The organism is Stenotrophomonas sp. PA-6-5C, from assembly GCF_021605635.1.
Classification (GTDB): domain Bacteria; phylum Pseudomonadota; class Gammaproteobacteria; order Xanthomonadales; family Xanthomonadaceae; genus Stenotrophomonas; species Stenotrophomonas lactitubi.
This window is the reverse complement of the sequence record NZ_WKEE01000013.1, coordinates 69,847-95,524: the sequence shown is the minus strand read 5'-3', so window position 1 is coordinate 95,524 and position 25,678 is coordinate 69,847. Positions and strand designations below refer to the sequence as shown.

Genomic DNA, 25,678 nt, shown 5'->3' with positions numbered 1-25,678 from the left:
GGTCCGGTTGCGGGGGCGTGAGCGCCATGGATGGCGCGACCGAGGCTACATGGACGTACTTGCGCCGTCCCCCGCAACCGGACCCACCCCGCCATCCCACGGAATGCCCGCTGTTGCTGTTGCTGTATGAGGTTGCCGGCCAGCGGCCGGCACTACTGCGGGTGCCGGGCGCCGCCCGGCTGGACTACTCAGCCGTTGGCCATCCACTTCAGGATCAACCCGGTCACGTACGCCAGTCCGGTACCGGTGGCATAACCGACCGTGCCCAGCAGCACGCCCACCGGCGCCAGTGTCGGATGGAACGCTGCCGCAACCACCGGTGCCGACGCTGCCGCACCGATGTTGCCCTGCGAACCAATCGCAAAGAAGAACAGTGGCGCGCGCACCAGCTTGGCCACGATCCACAGCACCAGCACGTGGGTGGCCATCCAGATCGCACCGAGCAGGAACAGCCACGGACGATCCAGCAGCGACAGCAGATTCATCTGCATGCCGATGCAGGCGATCAGGAAGTACAGGAACACGGTGCCCAGGCGCGAAGCACCAGCCGCTTCCAGCCGCCGCGCGCGGGTGAAGCTGAGGGTCAGGCCCATCGCAGTGGAGAGCAGGATCACCCAGACGAACTGGCTGTCGAGGCTGAACTGGCTGGCCCAGCTGACATTGGCCTTGAACCAGCCGGACAACGGTGCGGCGATGGCATGGGCCAGGCCGACCCCGCCCAGTGCCACGCCGACAATCACCATCAGGTCGGTCATGCTCGGGATACGCGCGTTCTGCGCATCGTAGGCGCTGATGCGCGCCTTCATCTCATCGATGGCGCGGGTGTCGGCACCGTTGCGGGCATCGATCTGCTGCGCGCGGTTGGCCATGAACAGCAGGATCGCCATCCACAGGCTGGCGCAGGCCACGTCGACCACGGCGAACTGGCCGAAGGTGGTGGCATCGGTGCCGAACACTTCGCGCATGGCAACCATGTTGGCGCCTCCGCCGATCCAGCTGCCGGCCAGTGCGGCCATCCCGGCCCAGGTGTCACCGGCGACGGTTTCCGGGTGGATCAGCTTCATCACCTGGAAGGAGACGATGGCACCGAGCATGATGCCGGCGGTGCCGGCGCAGAACACCAGCAGCAGCTTCGGGCCGAGCTTGGCGATGCCTTTCAGGTCGATCGACAGGGTCAGCAGGACCAGTGCCGCCGGCAGCAGCACGTCACGTGCGACCGGGTTGTACAGCGAGGTGTTGTGGCCATCGATGAGACCGGCGGTGTTGTAGATGGCGGGGATGAAATAGCACAGCAGCAGTGCGGGTACCCAGGCGAAGATCTTCTTCAGCAAGGGCGTTGGGCCACTGGCAGCCCAGAAAATCAGGGCGAGGGTGGCGGCAATCAGACCAAGGCCAACGATGTCGTTGCTGATCAGGGCAGTAGCGGTAGCGGGTTCGGTCGGCATGGGATCCTCTGTCGATCGAAAGAGCGGAAAAGAAAAGCGCCGCATAAGCGGCGCGGGTCGAAATTAACATAGTCTTCACGCAGGGTCATGCTGCGCTGCTTGCGGCAGCGCGCGGGCCTGTCGAGAATCGCAGCATTCCCTTCTGGAGCCTGCCTCATGCAACTCGGCGCTTTTTCAGTCAGCCTGGCGGTGAAGGACCTGGCCACCTCGCGTGCGTTCTATGAGGCGCTCGGGTTCTCGGTAACCGGTGGTGATGCGGCGCAGAACTGGCTGGTACTGCGCAACAACGGCATCGTGGTCGGCCTGTTCCAGGGCATGTTCGAGGGCAACCTGCTGACCTTCAATCCCGGCTGGGACCAGCACAAGCAGGAACTGGCGTCCTTCCAGGACGTACGCGAGGTACAGGCCGAGCTGGACGCCAAGGGCATTGCGCTCACTGCGCGTACCGATCCCGATGGCACCGGTCCCGCCTATCTGCAGTTGGCCGATCCGGATGGCAACGTGATCCTGATCGACCAGCATGTGGCGCGGCCGACGGCGCGGTGACGCGGCCAGCGTGCCAACCAAGGTTGGCACCTACCAGAACGCACGCGGCCATTGCCTGGTAGGCGTCGACCTCGGTCGACGGACAGGTCAGCCTGGCCGCGATGTACCAAAATCGAGCGAGGCCAGGGTGCCGCGCGGCTCACAGGGCTGCAACTGCAGAGTCCAGCCGAGGTGCTCGCACAGCCGCGCGATCAGTTCCAGGCCGATGCCACCGCGATCGCCGCGCTCACCACGTGCCATCCGCGCGTGGATCGCAGCGATCTCTTCCGGACTCATGCCATGGCCGGGGTCCTGCAGGGTCAACACCGCTACCGAGGTCAGGCGCAGCTCGATATGACCGCGGCCGCTGTTCTCGATGGCATTGCGCAGCAGGTTGCCGATCGCTGCCTGTACCACCGCCAGCGGCGCGACGATGTCGACCGGCGCGGCTTGGATACCGATGCTCAGGTCCTTGTCGCCCAGCAGGTGGCGATGGTCGTCGACGATTTCCGGCAGCAGCTGGTCCAGGGCGATGCGCTCGGCACGGCTGGCCAGGCGTGCGGGATCACGCGCCAGCACCAGCAACAACTCGATCAGCTGCTCGACGCCCTGCGCGGTACGCAGTACGCGCTGCATCTGCTGGCGTGCGCGCTCAGGCAGGCCCGGCTGTTCCAGGGCCAGCTCGGCGGCACCGGTCATCACTGCGATCGGCGTGCGCAGTTCATGGCTTGCGGTACTGATGAACACCCGCTCGCGCTCGACGAACTGCTCGTTGCGATCAAGGTAATCGTTCAGCGCATCGGCAATGGTGTGCAGCTCGGAACTGCCGCGCGGATCGACGTCGATGCGCTGGCCCTGCACGCCAGGCCGCAGAGCACCGATGTGCTGGGCCAGCAGGCTCAGCGGGCGCACCATGCGCTCCATGCCGAACGAGGCCATCAACACGGTGACGAAGATCATGATGATGCCGGCAAGCATCACCCAGCGTGTGGCGAACTGCTCCAGGTCGTGGAAATCGGAGATGTCCAGGGCCAGTGCAACCCGTCCCATCGAACCGGTATCGCGCACCATCACCGCCGTCTCGCGCTCGCCGATCATCACCCCGTCATGCAACCCCGGATGCAGGGTGCGCAGGCTGGCGGGCATGTTGGCTTCATTGAAGCGGAACAGGCTCAGCGTGTCCGAGTCCTGCCAGCGATAGTGCGGCTCGTGTTCGGTGTGGTCGACAATGCTGTCCAGTTCGGAATTGAGCAGCGCGCGCCACGCCGCGTGCTCGGCGTGTTCGTGCACGTAGTTGCCCACGCTGAACACCGCCAGCGAAATCAGCGCCAAGTAGCCCAGCAGCCACCACACCACCCGCCGGTACAGCGGGCCCGGTTTACGCGCCATCGTCATCGTTCCGTGCATCGGCACCTGCAGTAGACGCAAGCCGGTAGCCGACCCGAGGCAGTGTGTGGATCAGCTTGTCGGCAAACGGACCGTCCACGCTGCGCCGCAGCTCGTACACATGCGAGCGCAGCAGGTCGCCGTCCGGCGGTTCATCCCCCCACAGGGCGAATTCCAGCTGCTGCCGGGTTACCGCACCCGGGCTGGCCCGCATCAGCACCTCCAGCAGCTTGCGGCAGGCCGGGTACAGGTGCAGCACCTGGCCGGCACGCTGCGCCTCCAGGGTCGCCAGGTCCAGCACCAGGTCGCCCACCTGCAGGCGCTTGCGCGGATTGCGGCCCTGCGCGCGCAGCAGCAGCGCCTCCAGGCGCACTTCCAGTTCCGGCAATGCGAATGGTTTGGTCAGGTAGTCATCCGCGCCGGCACGGAAGCCCGCGATCTTGTCCGGCAGTTCGTCGCGCGCGGTCAGCATGATCACCGGCACTTCCGAGGCGTGCTCGGAACGCAGCCGCCGCAGCACCTCCGGGCCCTCCATGCGCGGCAGCATCCAGTCCAGGATCACCGCGTCGTACGGATGGCTGCCGGCCAGGTGCAGGCCGGTGATGCCGTCCGGGGCAACGTCGAGCACATGCCCGCGCGACTCGAAGTAGTCGAACAGGTTGGCCACCAGCTGGCGGTTGTCCTCGATCACCAACAGGCGCATGCACGAAACATCCACGGGGAGTGCCACCATGGTAGCGCCGCGGATGTCGGAATGCGGTCGCCGTGGCGGCGGCTCTGACGGCTTTCCCACGTGCCCCTCATCAGAATGGCCGTTTTGCTGCCGGAGCCCCCCGTGCCCGTTGCCCTGCCCCGCCGCTGGCACCTTCCCCTGCTGTGGCTGCTGATCGTGATGGCGCTGGCTGCCGGTCTTGGCATGCGCCAGCCGCAGCCACCGGACGAGCCACGGTTCGTACTGGCCGCGCGGGCCATGGTGGAGAGCGGCGAGTGGCTGCTGCCGCACCGGGGTAGTGAGCTGTACGCCGAAAAGCCGCCGGTGTTCATGTGGCTGCAGGCCGCTGCCCACCAGATGGTCGGCAGCTGGCAGTGGTCGTTCCTGCTGCCGTCGCTGCTGGCCGCGCTGCTCAGCCTGTGGCTGGTTTCGGACCTGGCGCGCCGGCTGTGGTCGCCACGCCATTCGCTGTACGCACTTGGCGCACTGTTCTGCACCCTGCAGTTCGGCCTGATGGCCAAGCGCGCGCAGATCGACATGGTGCTGGTGGGCATGACCACGCTGGCCCTGTGGGGCCTGCTGCGCCACCTCTGCGAGCGCCGCAACCTGCCGGCGCTGTGGCTGGCCGGCTTCGCCGCTGGCGTGGGCACGGTGACAAAGGGTGTGGGCTTCCTGCCGCTGCTGATGGTGCTGCCCTGGTTCGGCTGGTGGCTGTACCAACGCCGTCGCGGCCAGGTGGTGGACGGCCCCCACCCCGCCAGCCTGCTGTGGCTGGTTCCGGCGTTCCTGCTGGGCACGGCGGTATGGCTGGCGCCGCTGGGCTGGGCGCTGCTGCATGAACCCAGTGCATCGCTGCAGTCGTACGCACACGAGCTGCTGTTCAAGCAGACCGGCACCCGCTATGCCAACGCCTGGCACCATCGCCAGCCGGTCTGGTATTACCTGCAGGTGATCGCCACCCTGTGGCTGCCCGGCGCCCTGCTGCTACCGCTGATGATCAAGCCGTGGTGGCGTCGCCTGCGTCGCGGTGACCAGCGCCAGTGGCTGCTGCTGGGCTGGGCCGCGCTGGTCCTGCTGTTCTTCACTGCCAGCCCCGGCAAGCGTGAGGTGTATGTGCTGCCGATGTTGCCGGCGATGGCACTGGCAGTTGCACCGTTGCTGCCCGGCCTGCTGCGTCGCCTGTGCGTGCGCCGCTACCTGTTCGGCTACAGCCTGCTGCTGATGCTGGCCACCGGCGCGCTTGGCGTGATGATGCTGACCGACAGCCCCTGGGCACAGGCGCAGCTGGCACGGCGGGCGATGCCCGACACGTTGCTGCCCGTCTTCGGCGACGGCCTGCTGACCTTCGCCATCGCCGTGGCGACGCTGGCGGTGTGGCTGCGGGTACGACGCGCGGCCACGCTCGTACTGCTCACCCACGGCCTGCTGTGGGTGCTGTACGGACTGGTGCTGATACCGGCGCTGGACCCCTACGCCTCGGCGTCGGCGGTGATGCGCCGGGTGGGCACGCGGATCGGCCCCGATGCGGAACTTGCGCTGGTGGCCTGGCGCGAACAGAACCTGCTGCAGGCCGACCGGCCGGTGCGCGAGTTCGGCTTCAAGCGGCCGTGGGCGGAGCAGTGGCACGACGCTGGCCCATGGTTGGCCGAGGCCCCGGACAAGCGCTGGTTGCTGGTGCTGGACGAGGCGATGAGCCCCTGTGTCGATCCGGCCCAGGTCATCGAGATCGGTGTTGCAAACCGCAATCGTTGGCAGTTGCTTCCGGGTACTGCGTGGGACCCGGCGTGCCACGCCGAACGCGCCGGCGCCAACGACGACGAAGACTGAACGACGATTCGCGCCGGGCGCGCATTAACCCGGCGCAAACGCATGTACGACCCTTCTCCGACATGCCAGTGACGAGCATGGCCGCGGATTCCCGTAACGGCCCCTTCCCTGCATGCCCGCTCGTCCTCTTGCCCCGGCAGTCTCCTTCGCGCCATCGCTGTTGGCGTCGCGTTTTGCCGTTACCCATCTTTGGCTGCCCTCTCTAATCGGCATTGCGGTGTTCACCCTGCTGATGGGCTTTGGTGGCGACCAGTGGCTGGCCGACCATCTGTTCCGGCTGGAAGGCGGCCACTGGGCGCTGCAGGATGCGTGGGTGACACGTTCAGTGGTGCACAAGGCCGGCAAGTGGCTGAGCACCACTGCGGCCCTGGTGGCGATGCTGCTGTGCTTCCACCACTGGCGCCGTGGCCGCGATCGCACGCTGCGTTGGGCGCTGCTGTATGTGGTGATGGCCGTAGCACTCGGCACCGGGCTGATCTCGCTGCTGAAGTCGCTGGTGCCGATGGACTGCCCGTGGGATCTGCTGCGCTATGGCGGACACGAACCGTTCGTCGGCCTTTTCAGCAGCCGCCCGACCGGCATGGCCGCCCGCGCCTGTTTCCCCGCCGGCCACGCAAGCGCGGGATACGCGTGGCTGAGCCTGTATTTCTTCGCTCTGCTGTGGCGACCGTCGTGGCGCCGGGCCGGCCTTTGGATCGGACTCGGCAGTGGCCTGGTGTTCGGCATCGGTCAGCAGCTTCGTGGCGCCCATTTCCTTTCGCATGACGTTGCTACCGCGTTGATATGTTGGCTGCTGTCGCTGGGCCTGTACCTGATGGTCCGCCGCCAGTTGGACCGCTCGACCCGCCAGGAGGCGGTTGCATGAACGCATCGGTCCAACGTGCCTTCCGGTTGCCGACATTGGCCAGCATCCGCGCATGGCGGCCGCAGTTTTCCACCGAAGCGCTGATCATTCTGACCAGCCTGTTCTTCGCCGTGGCTGGCAATGGCCTGTTCTGGCACAGCGCCATGGCCAGCCATCCGGGCAGCCTGCGCTATGCGCTTTCGCTGCTGCTGCTGCTGCTGGGTGCACACGGCGTGCTGCTGGGCATCCTGGTGTGGCGCTGGAATGCCAAGGTGGTGATCAGCGTACTGCTGCTGGTCACCGCGTTCGCCGCGCACTACATGAGCCGTTACCACATCTATCTGGATGCGGACATGCTGCGCAACGTGCTGGCCACCGATCCGAAGGAAAGCCGCGAACTGATGACGGTATCGCTGCTGTGGCCGGTACTGCTGCTGGCCGCGCTGCCGATGGTGGTGCTGTGGCGCGTTGAACTGCGCCGCCGCAGTTGGGGCCGCAGCCTGCTGTGGCGCATCGGTTTCCTGCTTGTGGCTGCGGCCACTGCGCTCGGTGGCGCACTGGCTTCCTTCCAGGATGTGTCGGCCCTGATGCGCAACCAGCGCGAAGTGCGCTACCTGGCGACGCCCGCCAATGTGCTGCTGGGGCTGCCGCGTGCGTTGCGCGGCGACAACCCGGTACAACGCGCGCCGAAGCTGCCGATCGGTACCGATGCCAAGGCGACGCCGCGCGCACCGACCAGCAAGCCACGCCTGCTGGTGATCGTGATGGGCGAAACGGTGCGCGCGCAGAACTGGGGCTTGAATGGTGGCCGCAACACCACGCCGGAGTTGGCCCAGGCGGCAGTGGTCAATTTCCCGGACATGCACTCCTGCGGCACCAGCACCGAGGTGTCGCTGCCGTGCCTGTTCTCGCCATGGGGACGCCACGAGTACGATGAAAAGAAGATCCGCGCGCACCAATCGCTGCTGCATGTACTGAACCGCGCGGGCATCGCGCCACTGTGGCGCGACAACCAGTCCGGCTGCAAGGGCGTATGCGAGGGCCTGGACTTCCAGTCGTTGTCGGACGCGACCACACCGGGGCTGTGTGCCGATGGCCGTTGCATGGACGAGATCCTGCTGCAGGACCTGGCCACCCAGGTGCGTGCGCGCCCGGGTGACCGCGTGGTGGTGATGCACCAGCTGGGCAACCATGGCCCGGCCTATTTCGAGCGCTACCCGCCCGCCTTCCGCCGCTTCACCCCGACCTGCGATACCCGCGACATCGGCCGCTGCACACGCGAAGAGATCACCAACAGCTACGACAACGCGGTGCTGTACACCGATCATTTTCTGAGCAAGACCATCGGTACGCTGCAGGGTCTGCAGGACTACGACACGGCGATGATCTACCTGTCCGACCACGGTGAGTCGCTGGGCGAAAAGGGCCTGTACCTGCACGGCGTGCCATACGCGATCGCACCGGCCGAGCAGACCCGGGTACCGATGACGATGTGGTTCTCACCGGGCTTTGCCAGCAGCCGTGGGTTGGACCTGCAGTGCGTGCGCAAGCGCTCGGTCAGCTACACCGACCATGACAACCTGTTCCCGTCGGTGCTGGGGCTGATGCAGGTGAAGACCTCGCTGTACGAGCGTGATCGCGATCTGTTCGCCAACTGCGAGAGTTGAGGGTTTGTCGGCAGGGCTTGCAGCCCTGCACCTGCAGATGCAACGGCAACAGCAACAGCAACGGCCGAAGCAACAGCAGAAGCGGGTTTCCTGAGGGATGGCGGGGCGGGTCCGGTGGCGGGAGACGCCGTAAACCCGTCCATGGGGGCTTGGCCGCGGCATCCATGCCGCGGACACTCCCGCCACCGGACCCACCCCGCCTTCGACAGATTTCCGCGATCTGTCAGGCCATTTCTCGGGGTCAGATCCGTTTTCCTTCGGAAAACGGATCTGACCCCATTTTGATTTTCGATACCTGACAGATGTGTCGACCAAGGTCGACACCCACCAACAGCCGCGGAGATCTGTCAGAGGTGGGGCGGTGTCGGAGTGCGGGGTGTCAGCCGCATGGATGCGGCTGCCAAGCCTACAGGGACGTACTTGCGGCGTCCCCGCACTCCGACACCGCCCCACCACCTCACGGATAGCCCGCTCTTGCTGTTGCTCCGGCTTCTGCCGTTGCCTGAAGGCCTCTGCGGGTGCCGGGCGCCGCCCGGCCGACTTCCGCCACTTGCGGTGACAAGCCCTGCCCACTAGCCTTCGGCGGTCGTTCACCACCCAAGGACCGCCCGTGAAACACCGTCATCTCCTGCTGGCCGCGGCAATCGCCGCCGCTACGCTGGCCCTGGCCGCCTGCAAGAAGGAAGCTGCCCCAGGCACCGATACCGCCAGCAGCAGCGCACCGGCCGGCGAAACCGCTGACCAGTTCGTGGCCCGCATCAATGCCGAATTCAAGGCGGCCTACCCGGAGATGACCTCGGCCCAGTGGCTGTCCTCCACCTACATCAACAGTGATTCAGAGCGCATCGCGGCCAAGGCCAACGAGCGTTCGCTGACCCAGCTCAACAGCTGGATCGAGCAGGCCGGCACGTTCGACGGCAAGCCGATGAGCGAGGACAGCAAGCGCGCGATTCACCTGCTGAAGCTGATGTCGTCGATGCCGGCACCGCGCGACCCGGCCAAGCTGGCCGAACTGACCCAGATCGCCACCCGCATGGAAGGCAGCTACGGCGCAGGCAAGTACTGCACCGATGCCAACGATCCGAACTCATGCCGCCAGCTGGGTGAGCTGGAGCAGGTGCTGGCGCGCAGCCGCGACTATGACCAGCAGCTCGATGCCTGGCAGGGCTGGCACAGCACCACCAAGAGCATGCGCGGTGATTACCAGAAGTTCGTCGGCCTGGTGAACGAAGGTGCCAAGGGCATGGGCTTCACCGATGCCGGGCAGATGTGGCGCAGTGGCTATGACATGCCGCCGGAGCAGATCGGCCCGGAAACCGATCGTCTGTGGGAACAGGTCAAGCCGATGTACGAGCAGCTGCACTGCTATGCGCGCGGCAAGCTGGACAAGACCTATGGCAAGGACAAGGCCGAGGTGGGCAACGGCCTGATCGCCGCGCACCTGATGGGCAACATGTGGCAGCAGGACTGGTCCAACCTGTGGGACCAGCTGGAACCGTACCCGGGCGCCGGCAGCCTGGACATCACCGCGGCGCTGGAAAAGCAGTACCAGACCAACCTGAGCGCGGCGCTGGCCAAGGCCGGCAAGGATGCGAACGTGGCCGCGCAGTACAAGGCGCAGCGCGAGGCCGAACTGCGCACCGCCAAGCAGATGACCGAGCGTGCGCAGGACTTCTACGTGTCGCTGGGCATGCCGTCGTTGCCGCAGTCGTACTGGGACAAGACCCAGTTCATCAAGCCCGATGACCGCGACGTGGTCTGCCACGCCAGCGCCTGGGACATGAACATGGAAGGCGACGTGCGCACCAAGATGTGCATCAAGCCCAACGAAGAGAACTTCACCACCATCTACCACGAGCTGGGCCACATCTATTACGACCTGGCCTACAACCCGCTGCCGCCGCTGTTCCAGGGCGGTGCCAACGATGGCTTCCATGAAGCGATCGGCGACACCATCGTGCTGGCGATGACGCCGAAGTACCTCAGTTCGATCGGGCTGGTGGACGCGCCGACCGAGAGCCGCGAGGCAGTCATCAACAACCAGATGCGCATGGCGCTGTCGGGCGTGTCGTTCCTGCCGTTCGGTCTGATGATCGACCGCTGGCGCTGGGGCGTGTTCGATGGTTCGATCACCGCGGACAACTACAACAAGGCCTGGTGGGACCTGAAGGCCAAGTACCAGGGCGTGGCGCCGGCCAGCACCCGTGGCGAAGAGTTCTTTGATCCGGGTGCCAAGTACCACGTGCCGGGCAACACCCCGTACACCCGCTACTTCCTGGCGCGCATCCTGCAGTTCCAGTTCTACAAGGGCCTGTGCGATGCCGCCGGCTTCAAGGGCCCGCTGCACGAGTGCACCTTCTACGGCAACAAGGAAGCCGGCCAGAAGTACTGGGCGATGCTGAGCAAGGGCGCCAGCCAGCCGTGGCAGGCCACGCTGAAGGAACTGACCGGCTCGGACAAGCTCGATGCCGGCCCGATGATCGAGTACTTCAGCCCGGTCAACGCCTGGTTGAAACAGCAGAACGAAGGCCAGATGTGCGGTTGGCAGGCCAACGCGGCACCGGCAGCGGCGGCGAAATGAAAGAAGGGGCGGGTCCGCGAGGATCCGCCCCTTTCCAGGTGTTGTAGAGCCGAGCCATGCTCGGCTTACCGTGCGCAGCACGGTGGAAAAGCAGCCGAGCATGGCTCGGCTCTACAGATTCGGCGCGATCAGTTGCTCTTCTTCGCCGCCAGCTGCGCGGCCAGCGCGGCCTTGAATTCCTCGAAGGTCTGTCCCTTCTCGTTGGCTTCGGCCTGCGCCGCATCGCGCAGCGCATCCGAATAGATCAAGCGCACCGGCGTGCCCTGCCGTTCGTGCAGTTCACCGGCCTGCATGATCAGCGCCAGCACCTGGGCCGCACTTTCGCTCTGGCCGGCGATGCGGCCATCCATGCCCAGCACCCATTCGCCATCGCGACGGACGACGCCGGCCAGCAGCGTGCGCTGGGTGTCGCGCAGTTCGGCATGCGGCTCGACGGGCGAGGCGGTGGCGGCGGCCTTGTTGGCAGCCTGCTGTTCCTGGCGACGGCGCTGGTCGCGGCGGGATTTGGAAGAGGTCGACATCGGTGGGGCTTGCATTGCGGGGGCGCAAGGATAACCCACGCCCCCTGCATGCTGGTTCACACCGGCACGGTATCGGCTCAGTCCAGCACCCGCCCCTGCCGCCAGTAGCCCATGAAGGTGATCGCGCGGCGATCCAGGCCGCAGTCCTTCACCAGATACCGGCGGATCGCCATCACCGCGCCGGCCTCGCCCGCTACCCAGGCATACATCGCGCCGTCCGCGCTGGCGTCAGCCTGCTCCCACAGGATCTGCGCGTCGACGTCGATGTCGTCCAGTTCTGCACCCTCGGCCACGGCGGAGGCCGCCGCCAGCCGCGCCTGCACGGCCTGCAGCAACCGCTGCCCATGGGCCTCCTGCCCGCGCGGCAGCCACACCAGTTCGGCCGTGGCCGGTGCCTTCAATGGCACCGCATCGCCCGCCTGGGCGATCTCCAGCAGGGCCAGCGTGCGCGGCGGATCGGCCAGCCCGGCCAGTTCCTCGAGGATGCCGGCTACGGCCGGCAATGCGGTCTCATCGGCCACCAGCAGCACCTGACCCACCCCGGCTGGCGGCTTCCATTCCCAGCCCTCGCTGCTGTCCGCACAGTCGGCATCCGGGGCAAGCAGCACCACGCGGTCGCCCGGCCGTGCGTGCGTGGCCCAGCGCGAGGCCGGTCCGGTCTCTCCATGCAGCACGAAGTCGACGTCGACCTCGCAGTCGCCGGCGCGCAGTTGGCGGAGGGTAAAGGTGCGCATCGGCGGCCGCGCGTCATCGGGCAGTGCCCGGTAACGGGCGTACCAGTCTTCGCCGCTGGGCACGTCCGGCGCATCCTGGCCGGGCAAAGGGAAGAACACCTTGATGCGTTGGTCCGGGCCTTCGGTCTTCATACGCGCTACGTCGGCGCCGGTGAACACCATGCGGTCCAGGGAAGGAGAAAGAACGCGGCGCTCCTTCAGCGCCACCTCGAACAGGCGGTAGGTCTGCTGCGCAGCCATGCGGGTACCTCATACGACGACATTGGAATGGCTGGCTGTCGTGCATCCACGAACCGGCTTGCTGGAAACCCCAGCCTAATCCCTGCCCGCGGCGCCGCAACGAGGCCCGCGCGTGATGGCGCACCCTACCCCTGCGCGACGCTCAAAGCGCCGTGCCGGCTGCCTCTGCTGCGCGCTCGCGCTGGTGCTCCCAATACCAGAACACGAAGCCGGCCGCGAAGAAGGCCGCCTGTCCCAGTGCCAGATGCAGCGGGCTGTCGTGCAGCAGTGGCGATACCACGCCGGCCACCACGGTGCTGATCATCAGCTGCACGAAGGCCTGCAGCGACGAGGCCAGGCCGCGCTGCTGCGGATACATGTCCAGCACCGCCAGCGCCAGGATCGGGAAGATCAGCGCCATGCCCATGCCGCCGAGGAAGATCGGCATCACCGCCCACGGCAACGCGAACTGCGGCGCCAGGCTGACGTAGCCGATGTTCAACACGGTAGAGACCGCACACAAGGTGAAGCCGAGGGCCACCTGCCGCGTCGGCGTGCTGTGCCCGGCCATGCGCCCGGACAGGAACGAACCGGTGGTCATGCCGCCGATGGTGGGAATGAACAGCCAGGCAAAGCCGCCTTCACCCAGATGCAGGTGCTGCATCACGATGGCCGGCGCCGAGGAGATGTACAGGAAGATGCCGCCAAAGCCGATGCTGCCGGCCAGCGCCAGGCGCAGGAAACGCGGGTTGAAACCGATGCGCACGTAGTCGCGCATCAACGCGCGTGGCGACAGTGCGACCCGTGCCTGCGCCGGATGGGTTTCCGGCAGGAAGCGCGCGGTGGCCGCCAGCAGCACCAGCGCGAATACCACCAGGAACCAGAAGATCAGCGGCCAGCCGGCACCGCTGAGCAGGATCCAGCCGCCGATGATCGGCGCGATGGCCGGGGCGATACCGAATAGCATCGACACCTGGCTCATCAGCCGCTGCGCGTCGTGGCCGTGGTACAGATCGCGGATCACCGCGCGGCCGACGATCATGCCGACACCGGCAGACAGGCCCTGCAGTGCGCGGAACGCCAGCAGCGTGGTCAGGTCGGTGGACAACGCGCAGCCTACCGAGGCACCGACGAAGATCACCAGGCCGCCGAGGATCACCCGCTTGCGCCCCCAGGCATCGGACAGCGGGCCGTGGGCCAGGCTCATCAGGCCGTAGAACAGCAGGTAGACGCTGATGGTCTGCTGCACCGCCACCTCGTCCACCGCCAGGCGCTGGGCCAGCTGCGGAAACGCGGGAAAGATGGTGTCGATCGAGAACGGACCGAACATGGCCAGGCCAGCGAGCAACAGGGCCATGCGGCGGGTGGAAGGAGCAACGGCGGCGGTCATCGGGCAAGCGTCCGGCAGGGCCATGCGTGACACGCACGGCGGGCGCCGATCCCCTGCAGCAGGGACGGCGCCAGATGAATACGAGAATCCGACCATCATAGGTGGGGAATGCGTGCGACGCCATGCACGGGTGCACAGAACGCACGCCCGGGCCATCGGCCATTCAGGCCTGTGAGGCCGCTCCGGGCCACCGTCGGGCACCGGCAAGAGGCTATAATCGGCGGGCAACACGGTGGGAGAAGCAGGTCACCGCTGCCGAAGGCGCAACGCCCGTAATCGCTCAGGCCCGATACCACCCGTAACAGAACTCTGGAGAGACCGGTTCGATCCGGCGCCGAAGGGGCACGAAGCTGCGGTTTTCCGCGCTTTTAAACTCTCAGGCAAAAGGACAGAGGGGCGCCCGCAGACCGCCGACCGGCGGCTTGTGCCCGTGCGTGTGCCCTTTCCTGACGGATCCTTCGCCATGTCCCAGAACACCCCTTCCCTGCGTGAGCTCGAGCACCATTCGGCGTTCGTCGAGCGCCACATCGGCCCCAACGATGTCGAAATCGCGCAGATGCTCGGCGTCATCGGCCACGCATCACTGGATGCGATGACCGATGCCATCGTCCCGGCCAAGATCAAGTCGCCGGCACCGCTGGCGCTGCCGGAGTCGATCACCGAAGTGCAGGCGCTGGCGAAGATCCGCGCGATCGCCGACAAGAACACCGTGCTGCGCAGCTTCATCGGCCAGGGCTATTACGGCACCCACACGCCGAACGTGATCCTGCGCAACATCCTGGAAAACCCGGCCTGGTACACCGCCTACACCCCGTACCAGGCGGAAATCTCGCAGGGCCGCATGGAAGCGCTGATCAACTTCCAGACCCTGTGCGCCGACCTGACCGGCATGGAAATCGCCAACGCCTCGCTGCTGGACGAAGCCACCGCTGCCGCTGAAGCGATGACCCTGGCCAAGCGCTCGGCCAAGTCGAAGTCGGACACCTTCTTCGTGCACGACGCCGTGCACCCGCAGACGCTGGAACTGCTGCGCACCCGCGCCGAGCCCATGGGCATCGTGCTGCGCGTGGGCACCCCGGCCGAAGCGCTGGAAGCAGAAGCCTTCGGCCTGCTGCTGCAGTACCCCGATACCTTCGGCCAGGTCGGCGACTACAAGGCGCTGGTCGATGCCGTGCACGCGCGCGGCGGCCTGGTGGCCGTGGCCACCGACCTGCTGGCCCTGACCCTGCTGACCGCCCCGGGCGAATGGGGTGCGGACATCGTGGTCGGCAACAGCCAGCGTTTCGGCGTGCCGTTCGGTTTCGGTGGCCCGCATGCTGCGTTCATGGCCTGCCGTGACGCCTACAAGCGTTCGATGCCGGGCCGCCTGATCGGCGTCTCGATCGACGCACAGGGCAACCCGGCCTACCGCCTGACCCTGCAGACCCGCGAACAGCACATCCGCCGCGAGAAGGCCACCTCCAACATCTGTACCGCACAGGTGCTGCTGGCAGTGATGGCCTCGATGTACGCCGTCTACCACGGTCCGGAAGGCCTGACCCGCATCGCCCGCCGCACCCATCGCCTGGCCGCGATCCTGGCCAGCGCGCTGCGCACCGCCGGTGTGCAGGTCGGTGCCGACTTCTTCGACACGCTGCACGTGACCGGTGTCGACGCCGACGCGATCCATGCCAAGGCCCGTGCTGCCGGCTACAACCTGCGTGCGATCGACAGCAGCTCGGTGGGCATCAGCCTGGACGAGACCGCCACCCGCGCCGATATCGTCGCCGTGGGCGCGCTGTTCGGTGCCAACGTTGATGTGGACGCGCTGGATGCCAGCACCGCCGACGCGCTGCCGGCCGGCCTGCTGCGCCAGTCCGCGTTCCTGACCCACCCGGTGTTCAACACCCACCACAGCGAGCACGAACTGCTGCGCTACCTGCGTTCGCTGGCCGACAAGGACCTGGCGATGGACCGCACGATGATCCCGCTGGGCTCGTGCACCATGAAGCTCAACGCCACCGCCGAAATGATCCCGGTGACCTGGCCGGAGTTCTCGCAGATCCACCCGCTGGTGCCGGCCGAGCAGGCGCTGGGCTACAAGGAACTGATCGATTCGCTGGAAGCGATGCTGGTCGAGTGCACCGGCTACGATGCCGTCAGCCTGCAGCCGAACTCCGGTGCGCAGGGCGAGTACGCCGGCCTGCTGGCGATCCGCGCCTACCACCGCTCGCGCGGCGAAGATCACCGTGACATCTGCCTGATTCCGGATTCGGCGCACGGCACCAACCCGGCCTCGGCACAGATGTGCGGGATGAAGGTCGTGGTCACCAAGACCGATGCCAACGGCAACGTCGACGTCGAGGACATCCGCCTCAACGCCGAGAAGTACAGCGACCGCCTGGCCGCGATCATGATGACCTACCCGTCCACGCACGGCGTGTTCGAGGAAGAGGTGGTGGAGATCTGCGAGATCATCCACAAGCACGGCGGCCAGGTGTACACCGATGGTGCCAACATGAACGCCCTGGTCGGCGTGGCCAAGCCGGGCAAGTGGGGTTCGGACGTTTCGCACCTGAACCTGCACAAGACCTTCTGCATCCCGCACGGCGGCGGCGGCCCGGGCGTTGGCCCGTGTGCGGTCAAGTCGCACCTTGCCCCGTTCCTGCCGGGCAAGCTGGGTGACAACGGTCCGGTCGGCATGGTCAGCGCCGCCAGCTTCGGCAGCGCCTCGATCCTGCCGATCAGCTGGATGTACATCGCAATGATGGGCACCGAAGGCCTGCGCAAGGCCACCCAGGTCGCCCAGCTCAACGCCAACTACATCGCCAAGCGCCTGGCCCCGCACTTCAAGACCCTGTACACCGGTCGCAACGGCCTGGTCGCGCACGAGTGCATCCTGGACGTGCGTCCGCTGGAGAAGACCAGCGGCATCGGTGCTGAAGACGTGGCCAAGCGCCTGATCGACTTCGGCTTCCATGCCCCGACCCTGAGCTTCCCGGTGGCCGGCACGCTGATGGTCGAGCCGACCGAAAGCGAATCGCTGCACGAGCTGGACCGCTTCATCGACGCGATGATCCAGATCCGCGAGGAGATCACCGCGATCGAAGACGGCCGCCTGGACCGCGAGGACAACCCGCTGAAGAACGCCCCGCACACGGCCACGGCGGTGACCGCCAGCGAATGGACCCACGCCTACCCGCGTGAACTGGCCGCCTTCCCGCTGCCGAGCCTGAAGCTGCAGAAGTACTGGCCGCCGGTGGCCCGCGTCGACAATGTGTACGGCGACAAGAACGTGATGTGCGCCTGCATCCCGGTCGATGCCTACAAGGACGATGAAGTCGAGGCGTAAGCCTTCGCGGTATCGGTGATTCGGTAACAGAACGGCCCGCGCAAGCGGGCCGTTTTCCTTTCCAGTAGATCCACGCCATGCGTGGATGCTTTGCCATCACGGATCCGGCACCTGCCCCAGGCTCAACTGCCACGACACGCCGAAACGGTCCTGCACCCAGCCGTAGCGGCTGCTGAACTCGTAGTCGCCCACCGGCATCAGCCAATGCCCGCCGTCGCCGAGCACGCGCGCGGCGCGCTCGAACGATTCGGCGCCCGCACATTCCACGAACAGCGACATCGAGGGCGTGAACGTGAAGTCGTGCACATCCAGGCTGTCGAAGCACAGGTAGTGGGTGCCGCCGAGCAGGAAAATGGCCTGGCGGACCTGACCGGGTATGCCCGCACCCGCCCCGTCCGGATGGCGCTGCAGGGCCAGCAGGCGGAATTCGGCGAAGGCTTCGGCGTACAGGGCCAGCGCGGCTTCGGCCTGGCCGGTGAACATCAGGAAGGGACGGCTGCGCAGCATGCGGTGCTCCCGTTCGTCGGGCCGGTGTGGCCCACGCGATCAGGATGGCACGGCCGATGTATGCCTGCTGTAGAGCCGAGCCCATGCTCGGCTGACGTCTGCCCGAACAGCAGCCGACCGTAGGGTCGGCTCTACAGGATCAGGCCTCGCGCATGCGCCGGGCAATGGCGCTGCTGGCCGCGATGGTCGCCGTCAGCGCCACCATCGACAGGAACTGCAGGCGCGTATGCGCTTCACTCAGCAGCAGGCCGAAAATCAACGCCAGGATCGCCAGCGCGCAGACGGTCAGCCACGGGAAGCCGGCCATGCGGAACGGCAGGCGCGTGCCCAGACGGTCGGCGCGACGGCGCAGCACCAGCTGCGAAACCAGCGACAGCGTCCACACCAGCAGGCAGGTGGAACCGACGATGTTCAGCAGTACCGGCAACACCTTGTCCGGGAACAGCAGTTCCATGATGGTGGCAGCGAAACCGAACAGGACGCTGGCCAGCACCGCGATCACCGGCACCTGGCGCGGGTCGGTCCAGCCCAGCACGGCCGGTGCTTCGCGGCGTTGCGCCAGCGAATACATCATGCGCGAGGCGCCGTAGAGATTGGCATTGAGCGCCGACAGCAGGGCGATCACCGCGATCAGGGTGATGGCCGTGGCCGCACCCGGAATATTGGCGACATCGAGAACCGCGGCGAACGGCGATTTCAACGCTTCGCTGGTCCACGGCACCACGGCGATGATCACGCTCAGCGAACCGATGTAGAACACCAGGATGCGCCAGGCCACGGTGCGGATGGCACGGGCGATGCTGCGCTCGGGGTCCTCGGTTTCCGCCGCCGCGACGGCCACGATCTCGGTGCCGCCGAAGGCGAACACCACCACCAACAGTGCCGCACCGATACCGGCCAGGCCCTTGGGTGCGAAGCCACCGTGCTCGGTGAAGTTGCTCAGTCCCGGCGAGGCCACCTGCGGCAGCCAGCCCATCAGCAGTGCCACGCCAACGGCGATGAAGGCCAGGATCGCCGCCACCTTGAGGATGGCGAACCAGAATTCGAACTCACCGAAGTTCTTCACCCCGAGCAGGTTGATCGCGGTGAAGAACAGCATGAAGGCCAGTGCTGCCATCGGCACTGGCACCACCGGCCAGACCGTGGCCAGCAACCCGGCCGCGCCCACCGCCTCGGCGGCGATGACGATGACCAGCTGCACCCACCACAGCCAGCCCACGGTGGCGCCCGCGGTGGCGCCCATGGCATCGGCCGCATACACCGAGAACGCACCGCTGGTCGGCTTGGCGGCAGCCATTTCGCCCAGCGCGTTCATCACGATGATCACCAGCGCGCCGGCCACCAGGTAGGACACCAGCACCGCCGGGCCGGCCGCCTGCACGCCCACGCCGGAACCGAGGAACAGGCCGGCGCCGATGGCGCTGCCCAGCCCCATCATGATCAGCTGGCGTGGCTTGAGCGAATGGCCGAGGCGGGAGGGCGAAGCGGTCTGATCGGGAGTGGCGGGCATCGGCAGGGCTGGCGGCGGCGACAAGGGCGACACCTTACCGTGTCCTGCCGCCGCGGGGATAGGCACAGCGCAGCAGGGAACTCAGGCCGGTAGCTGCTCGCCGACATTCCCACCAATACGGGCCCGGTAAGCGCGCGGCGAGAAACCGGTTTCAGCCTTGAACTTGCGGGTGAACGCGCTCTGGTCGCTGAAACCGCAGGCCTGGCCGATGCAGGCGATGCTCTCGTTGCCATGCAGCAGGTGCATGGCCATCTGGATCCGCAGCCGGGTCAGCACCTGCTGCGGGGTCATCTGGAACACCTTGCGGAAGCTGCGCTCCAGCTTGGACAACGAAAAACCGGTGATGTCCAGCAGGGTCTGCATCCGCACGTTCTCGGCGTAGTGCGTATTGAGGTGGGCCAGGGCCAGCCGCAGCTGCTCGTACTGGGTGCCCAGGCTGTCCTTCTGGCCGAGGTCGCGGGAGATGCCGATCAGCCCCTCGACCTGGCCCTCCACCACCAGCGGGCGCTTGCAGGTCAGGCACCAGCCCGGTTCGCGGTTGGCGAACAGGTGCAGTTCCATCAGGTTCTCGATCACCTCGCCGGACAGCACGCGTGCGTCCTGGTCGACATAGTCCGCGCTCAGGCCGGTTGGGTAGATCTCGGCCGCGGTGCGGCCGATCACGTCCTTGCGCGCACGCAGGCCCAGCCGTCGCAGCATGGTCTGGTTGACGTAGGTGTAGCGGCCCTGGCGGTCCTTCATGAAGAACAGCACGTCCGGAATGGCGTCGAACAGGGCTTCGATGTCGGCGGGTTCGACTCGCATGCGGCAAGCATACCCGAGCCGCCGATTTGTCTGCGCGTTCACTCCCACGGGACCGTGCATTAACACCGACGGCGCCAGTGTCTGGGGCCTGCCCCTACCCGCTCCAGGAGATCCTCCATGGCCGCCAGCAAGCCGACCGGCAAGCGCGCTCCCGCCACTCCCTCCGCCGACCGTGACAGCCGCGGCCAGGGCGATGAACTGCATCAACTGGCGGGAGGAGAACATCCGGTACTGACCAGCAACCAGGGCATCCCGGTTGCCGACAACCAGAATTCCCTGCGCCAGGGGCCGCGTGGCCCGACCCTGCTGGAAGACTTCCTGCTGCGCGAGAAGATCACCCACTTCGACCACGAGCGCATTCCCGAGCGCATCGTCCACGCGCGCGGCTCGGCCGCCCATGGCTTCTTCGAACTGACCCGGTCGCTGGGCAAGGTGACGCGGGCGAAGATCCTCACCGAGGTCGGGGTGAAGACGCCGGTGTTCACCCGTTTCTCCACTGTTGCCGGCGGCGCCGGTTCGGTCGACACCCCGCGCGACGTGCGCGGCTTCGCGGTGAAGTTCTACACGAAGGAAGGCAACTGGGATCTGGTCGGCAACAACATCCCGGTGTTCTTCATCCAGGATGCGATCAAGTTCCCCGACCTGATCCATGCGGTGAAGATGGAACCAGACCGCGCGTTCCCGCAGGCCGCCAGCGCGCACGACACATTCTGGGATTTCGTCTCGCTGATGCCCGAATCGATGCACATGATCATGTGGGCGATGAGCGACCGCACGATCCCACGCTCGCTGCGCACCATCGAAGGTTTCGGCATCCACAGCTTCCGCCTGCTGGATGAAGAAGGGAACTCCACCTTCGTCAAGTTCCACTGGCGCCCGAAGCTGGGGCTGCAGTCCACGATCTGGGACGAGGCGCTGAAACTGCAGGCCGCCGACAACGATTTCCACAGGCGCGACCTGTTCGAGGCGATCCAGCGCGGCGACTTCCCCGAGTGGGAGCTGGCGGTGCAGTTGTTCAGCGAGGAACAGGCCGACGGCTTCCCGTTCGACCACCTGGACCCGACCAAGATCATCCCCGAGTCGCTGGTGCCGCTGCAGGTGATCGGACGCATGGTGCTGGACCGCTGGCCGGACAACTTCTTCGCCGAGACCGAGCAGGTTGCGTTCTGCCCGGCCAACGTGCCGCCCGGCATCGACTTCAGCAACGATCCGCTGCTGCAGGGACGGCTGTTCTCCTATCTGGATACCCAGCTGATCCGCCTGGGCGGGCCGAACTTCAACCAGATCCCGATCAACGCACCGAAGTGCCCGTTCGCCAACCACCAGCGCGATGGCCACATGCAGATGCAGGTGCCGAAGGGACGCGTGGCTTACGACCCGAGCTCGCTGCAGGAGGACAGTCCGCGCGAAACACCCGCAGGTTTCCGCAGCCACGCCAGCGCCGATGACGGGCGCAAGGGCCGCACCCGTGCGGAGAGCTTTGCCGACCACTACAGCCAGGCACGGATGTTCTTCCGCAGCCTGGAAAAACCGGAGCAGGCGCACCTGGCCTCGGCGCTGGTATTCGAGCTGTCGAAGGTGGAAACGGAGAAGGTGCGTGTGCGCACCGTCAGCCATCTGCGCAATATCGACGAGGGACTGGCTAAGCGCGTGGCCGACGGACTGGCCCTGCGCCCCCTGCCCGACCCGGCACCGACCGCAACCCCCGCGCAGGACCTGCCCGCCGCACCCGAAGTACGCGTGATCGGCCGCAACAAGCCACTGCTGCAGGGGCGCTGCATCGGCATCCTGTTCGATGAAGGTTCCGATGCACGGGTGATCGCCAACCTGCGCAAGGCCGCTGAAAAGGCCGGCGCCACCGTCAAGCTGGTCGCACCGAAAGTCGGCGGCGCCACGCTCAGCGACGGCAAGCTGCAAGCCGCCGATGGACAGCTGGCCGGTACTCCGTCGGTGGTGTTCGATGCGGTGGCCGTGGTGCTGAGTGCCGATGCTGGCAAGGCGTTGGCCAAGGAAGCCGCGGCCGTGGGCTTCGTCAGCGACGCCTGGGCGCACCTCAAAGCGATCGCCAGTGACGAAGGTGCACAGGCCCTGCTGAAGGCAGCACGGGTCGGCAACGATGCAGGCACCGTCGAGGCGGAAGACAGCAAAGCCTTCCTCACCGCTGCCGCCACCCGACAGTGGGCGCGCGAGCCGAAGCTGCGCCTGCTGGCATGATCATCCAACAGGAGAATTCCCATGCCCCGTGGTGACAAATCCGCCTATACCGACAAGCAGAAACGCCAGGCCGAGCATATCGAAGCGAGTGAGCGCGAACGCGGTGCCAGCGAAGGCACCGCCGAGCGCATCGCCTGGGCCACCGTGAACAAGCAGGATGGTGGCGGCAAGCGCAGCGGCAGCGCGCGCAAGACGCCGAAGAAGGCGGCAAAGACGCGTGCAACGACGAAGACCACCCGGAAAGGGGCTGTAAGAAAACCGGCGAGCAAGCGCGGGAAGAACTGATTGTCCCCTCGCATGCACGGGAGCAGACGGCGGAGAGCAACTGTCCCTGAGGAGCGACCCTGGATGCTGGCTGTCGCGATTGGCCGCCAGCAACCTCGCCTTCCAGCATGCAGTCGCCAAGACATCCTTTTCCTGCGTCAACGGTTTTCGGGTGGGGACGTGAGCGCATCGTGTATCAATCTGCCCCACTTCCGACAAATCCAAGTCGGCACCCTTTGTTTATTGAGCGATACTACGTTCCTGCCTCTCATGGAAAGGAATCTCGTCATGTCGCACAGAACGAATATGTTTGTAGTCGGCACGCTCAGCCTGGCACTTGCCGCCTGCGGTAGCTCCAAGGACCCCAGCAAGAGCAACTTCAGCAAAGCTATCCAGAGTTTTCTGGATACCCAGAAAGGTCTCTGTGCTGCCGTTCCCGCTCGGCAGATGCCGTTCATCCTGGCCAATGAAGACTTGCTGCGGCAACAGGAGCGCAAACGTGCTGATGCCCTGACCGATGCAGGCCTGCTGAACCGGAGTGACACCGAAACCAAGCCGGTATTCGGCAACGGGATGCAGCCTGCCGGCAAGTATGACCTCACCGAAAAGGGAAAGAAGTTCCTGGTCGCCAATGCGGCGGACACCGTTGCTTCACAGGATGCCTTCTGCACCGGCAAGTACACGATGGTGGATGTAGACAACTTCACCGAGCCGAGCGACATGATGGGCGTGAAGCTGTCCGAGGTGAACTTCCGCTACAAGGTTCAAGGCGCGGAAGACTGGGCAAATTCCGAAGCAATGCGCGCGAGTTACAGGAATTTCGCCGAGCAGACCGGCGATATCAAAGGCAGAGCAACGCTCGTTCTGACGAACGATGGATGGATGCACGAGCGCCTCTTCAAACGTTGAGCTGAAACAATGCCGGCGCTGACAACGGATCAGCGCCGGCAGTTCTACCTTAGGCTGCGCGCAGATCGGACCCGTTCTTCTGCACACGCTGCTCCACCTGGAACACCGACACCGACGTGGTCAGTGCATGTGCCTGCTCTTCCAGCGCGCGGCTGGCAGCGGTGGCTTCTTCCACCAGGGCCGCGTTCTGCTGGGTCACCTGGTCCATCTGCACCACCACCTGGTTGACCTGTTCGATGCCAGCCGCCTGTTCCTTGCTGGCGGCGGCGATGTCGCTCATCAGCAGGGTGGTACGCGAACTGGCCTGCGCCACGCGCGCAATGGCAGCTTCCGACTGCACGGTCACCGCCAGGCCGCTCTGCACCTTGGCGGCCGCGTCTTCGATCAATTCCTTGATCTCCTTGGCGGCGACGCCCGCACGCTGCGCCAGCGTCCGCACTTCGCTGGCGACCACGGCAAAGCCGCGGCCCTGTTCACCGGCGCGCGCTGCTTCCACCGCGGCATTCAACGCCAGGATGTTGGTCTGGAAAGCAATGCCATCGATCACCGTGGAGATCTCCGAGATGCGCGCGGAAGACTGATCAATCTCGCCCATCACGGTCGCCATCTGTGCCATGGCCTGCTCGGTCTCACGCACGGCGACACCGGCCGCGTGCGCTTCGCTGTCGGCCTGGCGGGCCAGCTCGGCGTTCTGGCGCACGGTCGAGGTCAGCTCTTCCATCGAGGCGGCAGCCTCTTCCAGATTCGCAGCCTGTTGTTCAGTACGGCGCGACAGATCGTTGTTGCCAGCGGCCAGTTCCTGTGCCGCGTTGTTGATGCTGTCGGCCGCTACCTGGATGCCGCGCACGATGCCGGTCAACTGCGCGGTGGTGGTGTTGGCGTCGTCACGCATGCGCGCGAAAACACCTTCGTACTCGCCGTCCATGCGCGCAGTGAGGTTGCCATGCGAGATGGCGCGCAGCACGTCGGAGACATCGGCGATGCTGGCCTGCGAGCTGGCCATCATGCCGTTGAGGTGGTTCACCATCGCCTGGAACTGGTACTGGAATGCAGCAGCGTCGCCACGCATGCTGAAATCGCCGGCGCGCGCGGCACGGGCCAGTTCATCGATCTGCGCGTTGATCGCCATCAGGCTCTGTTTCACCGCCGCCAGGGTGCGGGTCAACGTGCCCTTCTCGCCGGGGTACTCGGGCAGATCGCGGCTGAGATCGCCGATGGCATAGCGCTGCATCACCTCGGCCATCAGCAGCTGCACCTGCACGTGCGATTCGACCAGATGGTTGGTGGCCTGCACCATGCGACCGAAGTCGCCGGGGAAGGCGCTGGCATCCATCCGGTAACGGATCGCACCGGCTTCATGCTGCTCGGCCATCTGCAGCTGCGCGCCGATCGCCGCCTGCACACTCTGGCGCACGCTGGCCATGGCCTCGCCAAGCTGGGTCAGCTCGTCACGACCGCCAAGACGGAATTCCTGGTCCAGCTCGCCCTTCGACAGGCGCTCGGCCAGCTGCACCGCACGCGCCAGCGGGCCGGTCATGCTGCGGCCAATCAACACCGACGCGGCGATGCCGACCAGCAGGGCCACGCCGCCCAGCGCCAGCAGCTGCAGCAGGCTGCGCTCGCCCAGGCGGATCGCCTCGGCAGCGGCCTCGCGGCTTTCCTTTTCCTCATAGGCCACGCCATCGGCCAGGGCCTTGTTCCAGCCATTGGCCGCTTCCTGCACCGGCCCCAGGGTCAGCGCCACGGCAGCGGGGAAATCGCCCTGCTCCATCAGTTCGCTGGTCTGCTTGTTGAGCGGACGGGCGAGCGCACGCTTGGCGGCGATGGTCTCGCCGATCACCTTGCCCTCGGCATCGCCGGGCAGGGCCTGGTAGGCAGTCCAGCTGGCCTCGTAGCGCTTGACCAGATCGGCGATGCGCTGCTCGTCGTTGGCACGGTCTTCGCCCTGGCGGATCAGCATCTCGCGGCGCACGACCATCATCTGGTTGTTGGCATCGAGCATCTCCGACAGCAGCCGTACCTTGGCTACGCCAACCTCGACCACCTGCTCCATCGCGCGCTTCTGCACGGTGGTGGCGGTAGCGCCGGTAGCGACCACGGCGGCAACCAGCAGCAACAACAGGCCAAAGCCAAGCCCAAGACGCCAGGCAACCCTGACGTTCCTCAAGTAGTTCATGGGGTGAATCCAAAACGGGGGGGATGCGCCCATATCGGCCTGTCGACCGGGAATCTTGATCGCCCCACGCTCGCCTGCGTCGGAAGCCGTTCACCTTGGTGAGGTGCCGCCC

The 25,678-nt window shown here is 66.2% G+C and carries 18 protein-coding genes, 1 pseudogene and 1 riboswitch; of the genes and pseudogenes, 9 read left to right on the top strand and 10 right to left on the bottom strand.

Annotation, left to right across the window (positions count from 1 at the left end):
* Positions 1 to 188: 188 nt before the first annotated feature.
* Positions 189 to 1,445, bottom strand: coding sequence for a DUF819 family protein (locus tag GIW57_RS08085; protein WP_236509931.1), 1,257 nt, complete (start codon positions 1,443 to 1,445; stop codon positions 189 to 191).
* Positions 1,446 to 1,601: 156 nt separating this feature from the next.
* Between GIW57_RS08085 and GIW57_RS08080 the strand changes: the two genes are divergently transcribed.
* Entirely contained in the window at positions 1,602 to 1,991 is a 390-nt protein-coding gene (locus tag GIW57_RS08080; protein WP_236509928.1) for a VOC family protein, read from the top strand.
* A gap of 87 nt (positions 1,992 to 2,078) precedes the next feature.
* On the opposite strand, the gene GIW57_RS08075 is transcribed toward GIW57_RS08080, so the two are convergent.
* Both GIW57_RS08075 and GIW57_RS08070 read right to left on the bottom strand, forming a co-directional pair.
* Positions 2,079 to 3,359 carry a HAMP domain-containing sensor histidine kinase gene (locus tag GIW57_RS08075; protein WP_236509925.1) on the bottom strand — a complete coding sequence of 427 codons (1,281 nt, stop codon included), beginning with the start codon at positions 3,357 to 3,359 and terminating at the stop codon, positions 2,079 to 2,081.
* Entirely contained in the window at positions 3,349 to 4,059 is a 711-nt protein-coding gene (locus GIW57_RS08070) for a response regulator transcription factor (protein ID WP_099818923.1), read from the bottom strand. The genes GIW57_RS08075 and GIW57_RS08070 overlap by 11 nt, the downstream gene beginning before the upstream one ends.
* A gap of 132 nt (positions 4,060 to 4,191) precedes the next feature.
* Here GIW57_RS08070 and GIW57_RS08065 point away from each other — a divergent pair, with 132 nt between their 5' ends.
* From GIW57_RS08065 to GIW57_RS08050, 4 genes are all read left to right on the top strand, one after another.
* Positions 4,192 to 5,895 (top strand): glycosyltransferase family 39 protein, encoded by a 1,704-nt coding sequence (locus tag GIW57_RS08065; RefSeq protein WP_236509922.1) that lies wholly within the window; start codon positions 4,192 to 4,194, stop codon positions 5,893 to 5,895.
* A 112-nt stretch (positions 5,896 to 6,007) separates the two neighbouring features.
* Positions 6,008 to 6,760, top strand: a complete 753-nt coding sequence (locus GIW57_RS08060; RefSeq protein ID WP_100460027.1) for a phosphatase PAP2 family protein — start codon at positions 6,008 to 6,010, stop codon at positions 6,758 to 6,760.
* Complete coding sequence (locus tag GIW57_RS08055; protein ID WP_236509919.1) at positions 6,757 to 8,406, top strand: phosphoethanolamine--lipid A transferase; 1,650 nt, start codon at positions 6,757 to 6,759, stop codon at positions 8,404 to 8,406. Before GIW57_RS08060 ends, GIW57_RS08055 begins: the two co-directional genes overlap by 4 nt.
* Positions 8,407 to 9,016: 610 nt before the next feature.
* Complete coding sequence (locus tag GIW57_RS08050) at positions 9,017 to 10,987, top strand: M2 family metallopeptidase (protein WP_236509917.1); 1,971 nt, start codon at positions 9,017 to 9,019, stop codon at positions 10,985 to 10,987.
* 128 nt (positions 10,988 to 11,115) lie between these two features.
* Here GIW57_RS08050 and GIW57_RS08045 read toward each other — a convergent pair whose 3' ends face one another.
* The 3 genes from GIW57_RS08045 to GIW57_RS08035 all read right to left on the bottom strand — a co-directional run bounded on the left by GIW57_RS08045 (position 11,116) and on the right by GIW57_RS08035 (position 13,851).
* Positions 11,116 to 11,508 (bottom strand): hypothetical protein, encoded by a 393-nt coding sequence (locus GIW57_RS08045; RefSeq protein WP_089236443.1) that lies wholly within the window; start codon positions 11,506 to 11,508, stop codon positions 11,116 to 11,118.
* A gap of 77 nt (positions 11,509 to 11,585) precedes the next feature.
* Positions 11,586 to 12,482, bottom strand: coding sequence for a siderophore-interacting protein (locus GIW57_RS08040; RefSeq protein ID WP_236509904.1), 897 nt, complete (start codon positions 12,480 to 12,482; stop codon positions 11,586 to 11,588).
* 142 nt (positions 12,483 to 12,624) lie between these two features.
* Positions 12,625 to 13,851: a multidrug effflux MFS transporter gene (locus GIW57_RS08035; protein WP_236509902.1), complete on the bottom strand. Its 1,227-nt coding sequence runs from the start codon at positions 13,849 to 13,851 to the stop codon at positions 12,625 to 12,627.
* A gap of 299 nt (positions 13,852 to 14,150) precedes the next feature.
* A riboswitch (glycine riboswitch) is annotated at positions 14,151 to 14,253 on the top strand.
* A 61-nt stretch (positions 14,254 to 14,314) separates the two neighbouring features.
* Between GIW57_RS08035 and gcvP the strand changes: the two genes are divergently transcribed.
* Positions 14,315 to 17,182, top strand: a complete 2,868-nt coding sequence (gcvP, locus tag GIW57_RS08030) for an aminomethyl-transferring glycine dehydrogenase (protein WP_100460031.1) — start codon at positions 14,315 to 14,317, stop codon at positions 17,180 to 17,182.
* Positions 17,183 to 17,278: 96 nt separating this feature from the next.
* Here gcvP and GIW57_RS08025 read toward each other — a convergent pair whose 3' ends face one another.
* The 3 genes from GIW57_RS08025 to GIW57_RS08015 form a co-directional block, all read right to left on the bottom strand.
* Positions 17,279 to 17,689: a VOC family protein gene (locus GIW57_RS08025; protein WP_236509899.1), complete on the bottom strand. Its 411-nt coding sequence runs from the start codon at positions 17,687 to 17,689 to the stop codon at positions 17,279 to 17,281.
* A gap of 139 nt (positions 17,690 to 17,828) precedes the next feature.
* Positions 17,829 to 19,199 (bottom strand): amino acid permease, encoded by a 1,371-nt coding sequence (locus GIW57_RS08020; protein WP_306669828.1) that lies wholly within the window; start codon positions 19,197 to 19,199, stop codon positions 17,829 to 17,831.
* 81 nt (positions 19,200 to 19,280) lie between these two features.
* Positions 19,281 to 20,003: an AraC family transcriptional regulator gene (locus GIW57_RS08015; protein WP_236509895.1), complete on the bottom strand. Its 723-nt coding sequence runs from the start codon at positions 20,001 to 20,003 to the stop codon at positions 19,281 to 19,283.
* Between the two features lie 117 nt (positions 20,004 to 20,120).
* Between GIW57_RS08015 and GIW57_RS08010 the strand changes: the two genes are divergently transcribed.
* From GIW57_RS08010 to GIW57_RS08000, 3 genes and pseudogenes are all read left to right on the top strand, one after another.
* Positions 20,121 to 22,217: a catalase gene (locus GIW57_RS08010; RefSeq protein ID WP_236509892.1), complete on the top strand. Its 2,097-nt coding sequence runs from the start codon at positions 20,121 to 20,123 to the stop codon at positions 22,215 to 22,217.
* A 21-nt stretch (positions 22,218 to 22,238) separates the two neighbouring features.
* Positions 22,239 to 22,454 (top strand): annotated as a pseudogene (locus tag GIW57_RS08005) (hypothetical protein); the annotation flags it as partial.
* Positions 22,455 to 22,769: 315 nt separating this feature from the next.
* Entirely contained in the window at positions 22,770 to 23,390 is a 621-nt protein-coding gene (locus tag GIW57_RS08000; protein WP_236509887.1) for a hypothetical protein, read from the top strand.
* Between the two features lie 49 nt (positions 23,391 to 23,439).
* Here the strand turns inward: GIW57_RS08000 and GIW57_RS07995 are convergent, their stop codons facing one another.
* Positions 23,440 to 25,566 (bottom strand): methyl-accepting chemotaxis protein, encoded by a 2,127-nt coding sequence (locus GIW57_RS07995; protein ID WP_236509883.1) that lies wholly within the window; start codon positions 25,564 to 25,566, stop codon positions 23,440 to 23,442.
* Between the last annotated feature and the right edge of the window lie 112 nt (positions 25,567 to 25,678).

Coding starts and splice junctions, on each gene's coding strand:
- GIW57_RS08085 (WP_236509931.1), bottom strand. CDS start 1,445: ATGCCGACCGAACCCGCTACCGCTACTGCCCTGATCAGCAACGACATC.
- GIW57_RS08080 (WP_236509928.1), top strand. CDS start 1,602: ATGCAACTCGGCGCTTTTTCAGTCAGCCTGGCGGTGAAGGACCTGGCC.
- GIW57_RS08075 (WP_236509925.1), bottom strand. CDS start 3,359: ATGGCGCGTAAACCGGGCCCGCTGTACCGGCGGGTGGTGTGGTGGCTG.
- GIW57_RS08070 (WP_099818923.1), bottom strand. CDS start 4,059: ATGCGCCTGTTGGTGATCGAGGACAACCGCCAGCTGGTGGCCAACCTG.
- GIW57_RS08060 (WP_100460027.1), top strand. CDS start 6,008: ATGCCCGCTCGTCCTCTTGCCCCGGCAGTCTCCTTCGCGCCATCGCTG.
- GIW57_RS08055 (WP_236509919.1), top strand. CDS start 6,757: ATGAACGCATCGGTCCAACGTGCCTTCCGGTTGCCGACATTGGCCAGC.
- GIW57_RS08045 (WP_089236443.1), bottom strand. CDS start 11,508: ATGTCGACCTCTTCCAAATCCCGCCGCGACCAGCGCCGTCGCCAGGAA.
- GIW57_RS08040 (WP_236509904.1), bottom strand. CDS start 12,482: ATGGCTGCGCAGCAGACCTACCGCCTGTTCGAGGTGGCGCTGAAGGAG.
- GIW57_RS08035 (WP_236509902.1), bottom strand. CDS start 13,851: ATGACCGCCGCCGTTGCTCCTTCCACCCGCCGCATGGCCCTGTTGCTC.
- gcvP (WP_100460031.1), top strand. CDS start 14,315: ATGTCCCAGAACACCCCTTCCCTGCGTGAGCTCGAGCACCATTCGGCG.
- GIW57_RS08025 (WP_236509899.1), bottom strand. CDS start 17,689: ATGCTGCGCAGCCGTCCCTTCCTGATGTTCACCGGCCAGGCCGAAGCC.
- GIW57_RS08020 (WP_306669828.1), bottom strand. CDS start 19,199: ATGCCCGCCACTCCCGATCAGACCGCTTCGCCCTCCCGCCTCGGCCAT.
- GIW57_RS08015 (WP_236509895.1), bottom strand. CDS start 20,003: ATGCGAGTCGAACCCGCCGACATCGAAGCCCTGTTCGACGCCATTCCG.
- GIW57_RS08010 (WP_236509892.1), top strand. CDS start 20,121: ATGGCCGCCAGCAAGCCGACCGGCAAGCGCGCTCCCGCCACTCCCTCC.
- GIW57_RS08000 (WP_236509887.1), top strand. CDS start 22,770: ATGTCGCACAGAACGAATATGTTTGTAGTCGGCACGCTCAGCCTGGCA.
- GIW57_RS07995 (WP_236509883.1), bottom strand. CDS start 25,566: ATGAACTACTTGAGGAACGTCAGGGTTGCCTGGCGTCTTGGGCTTGGC.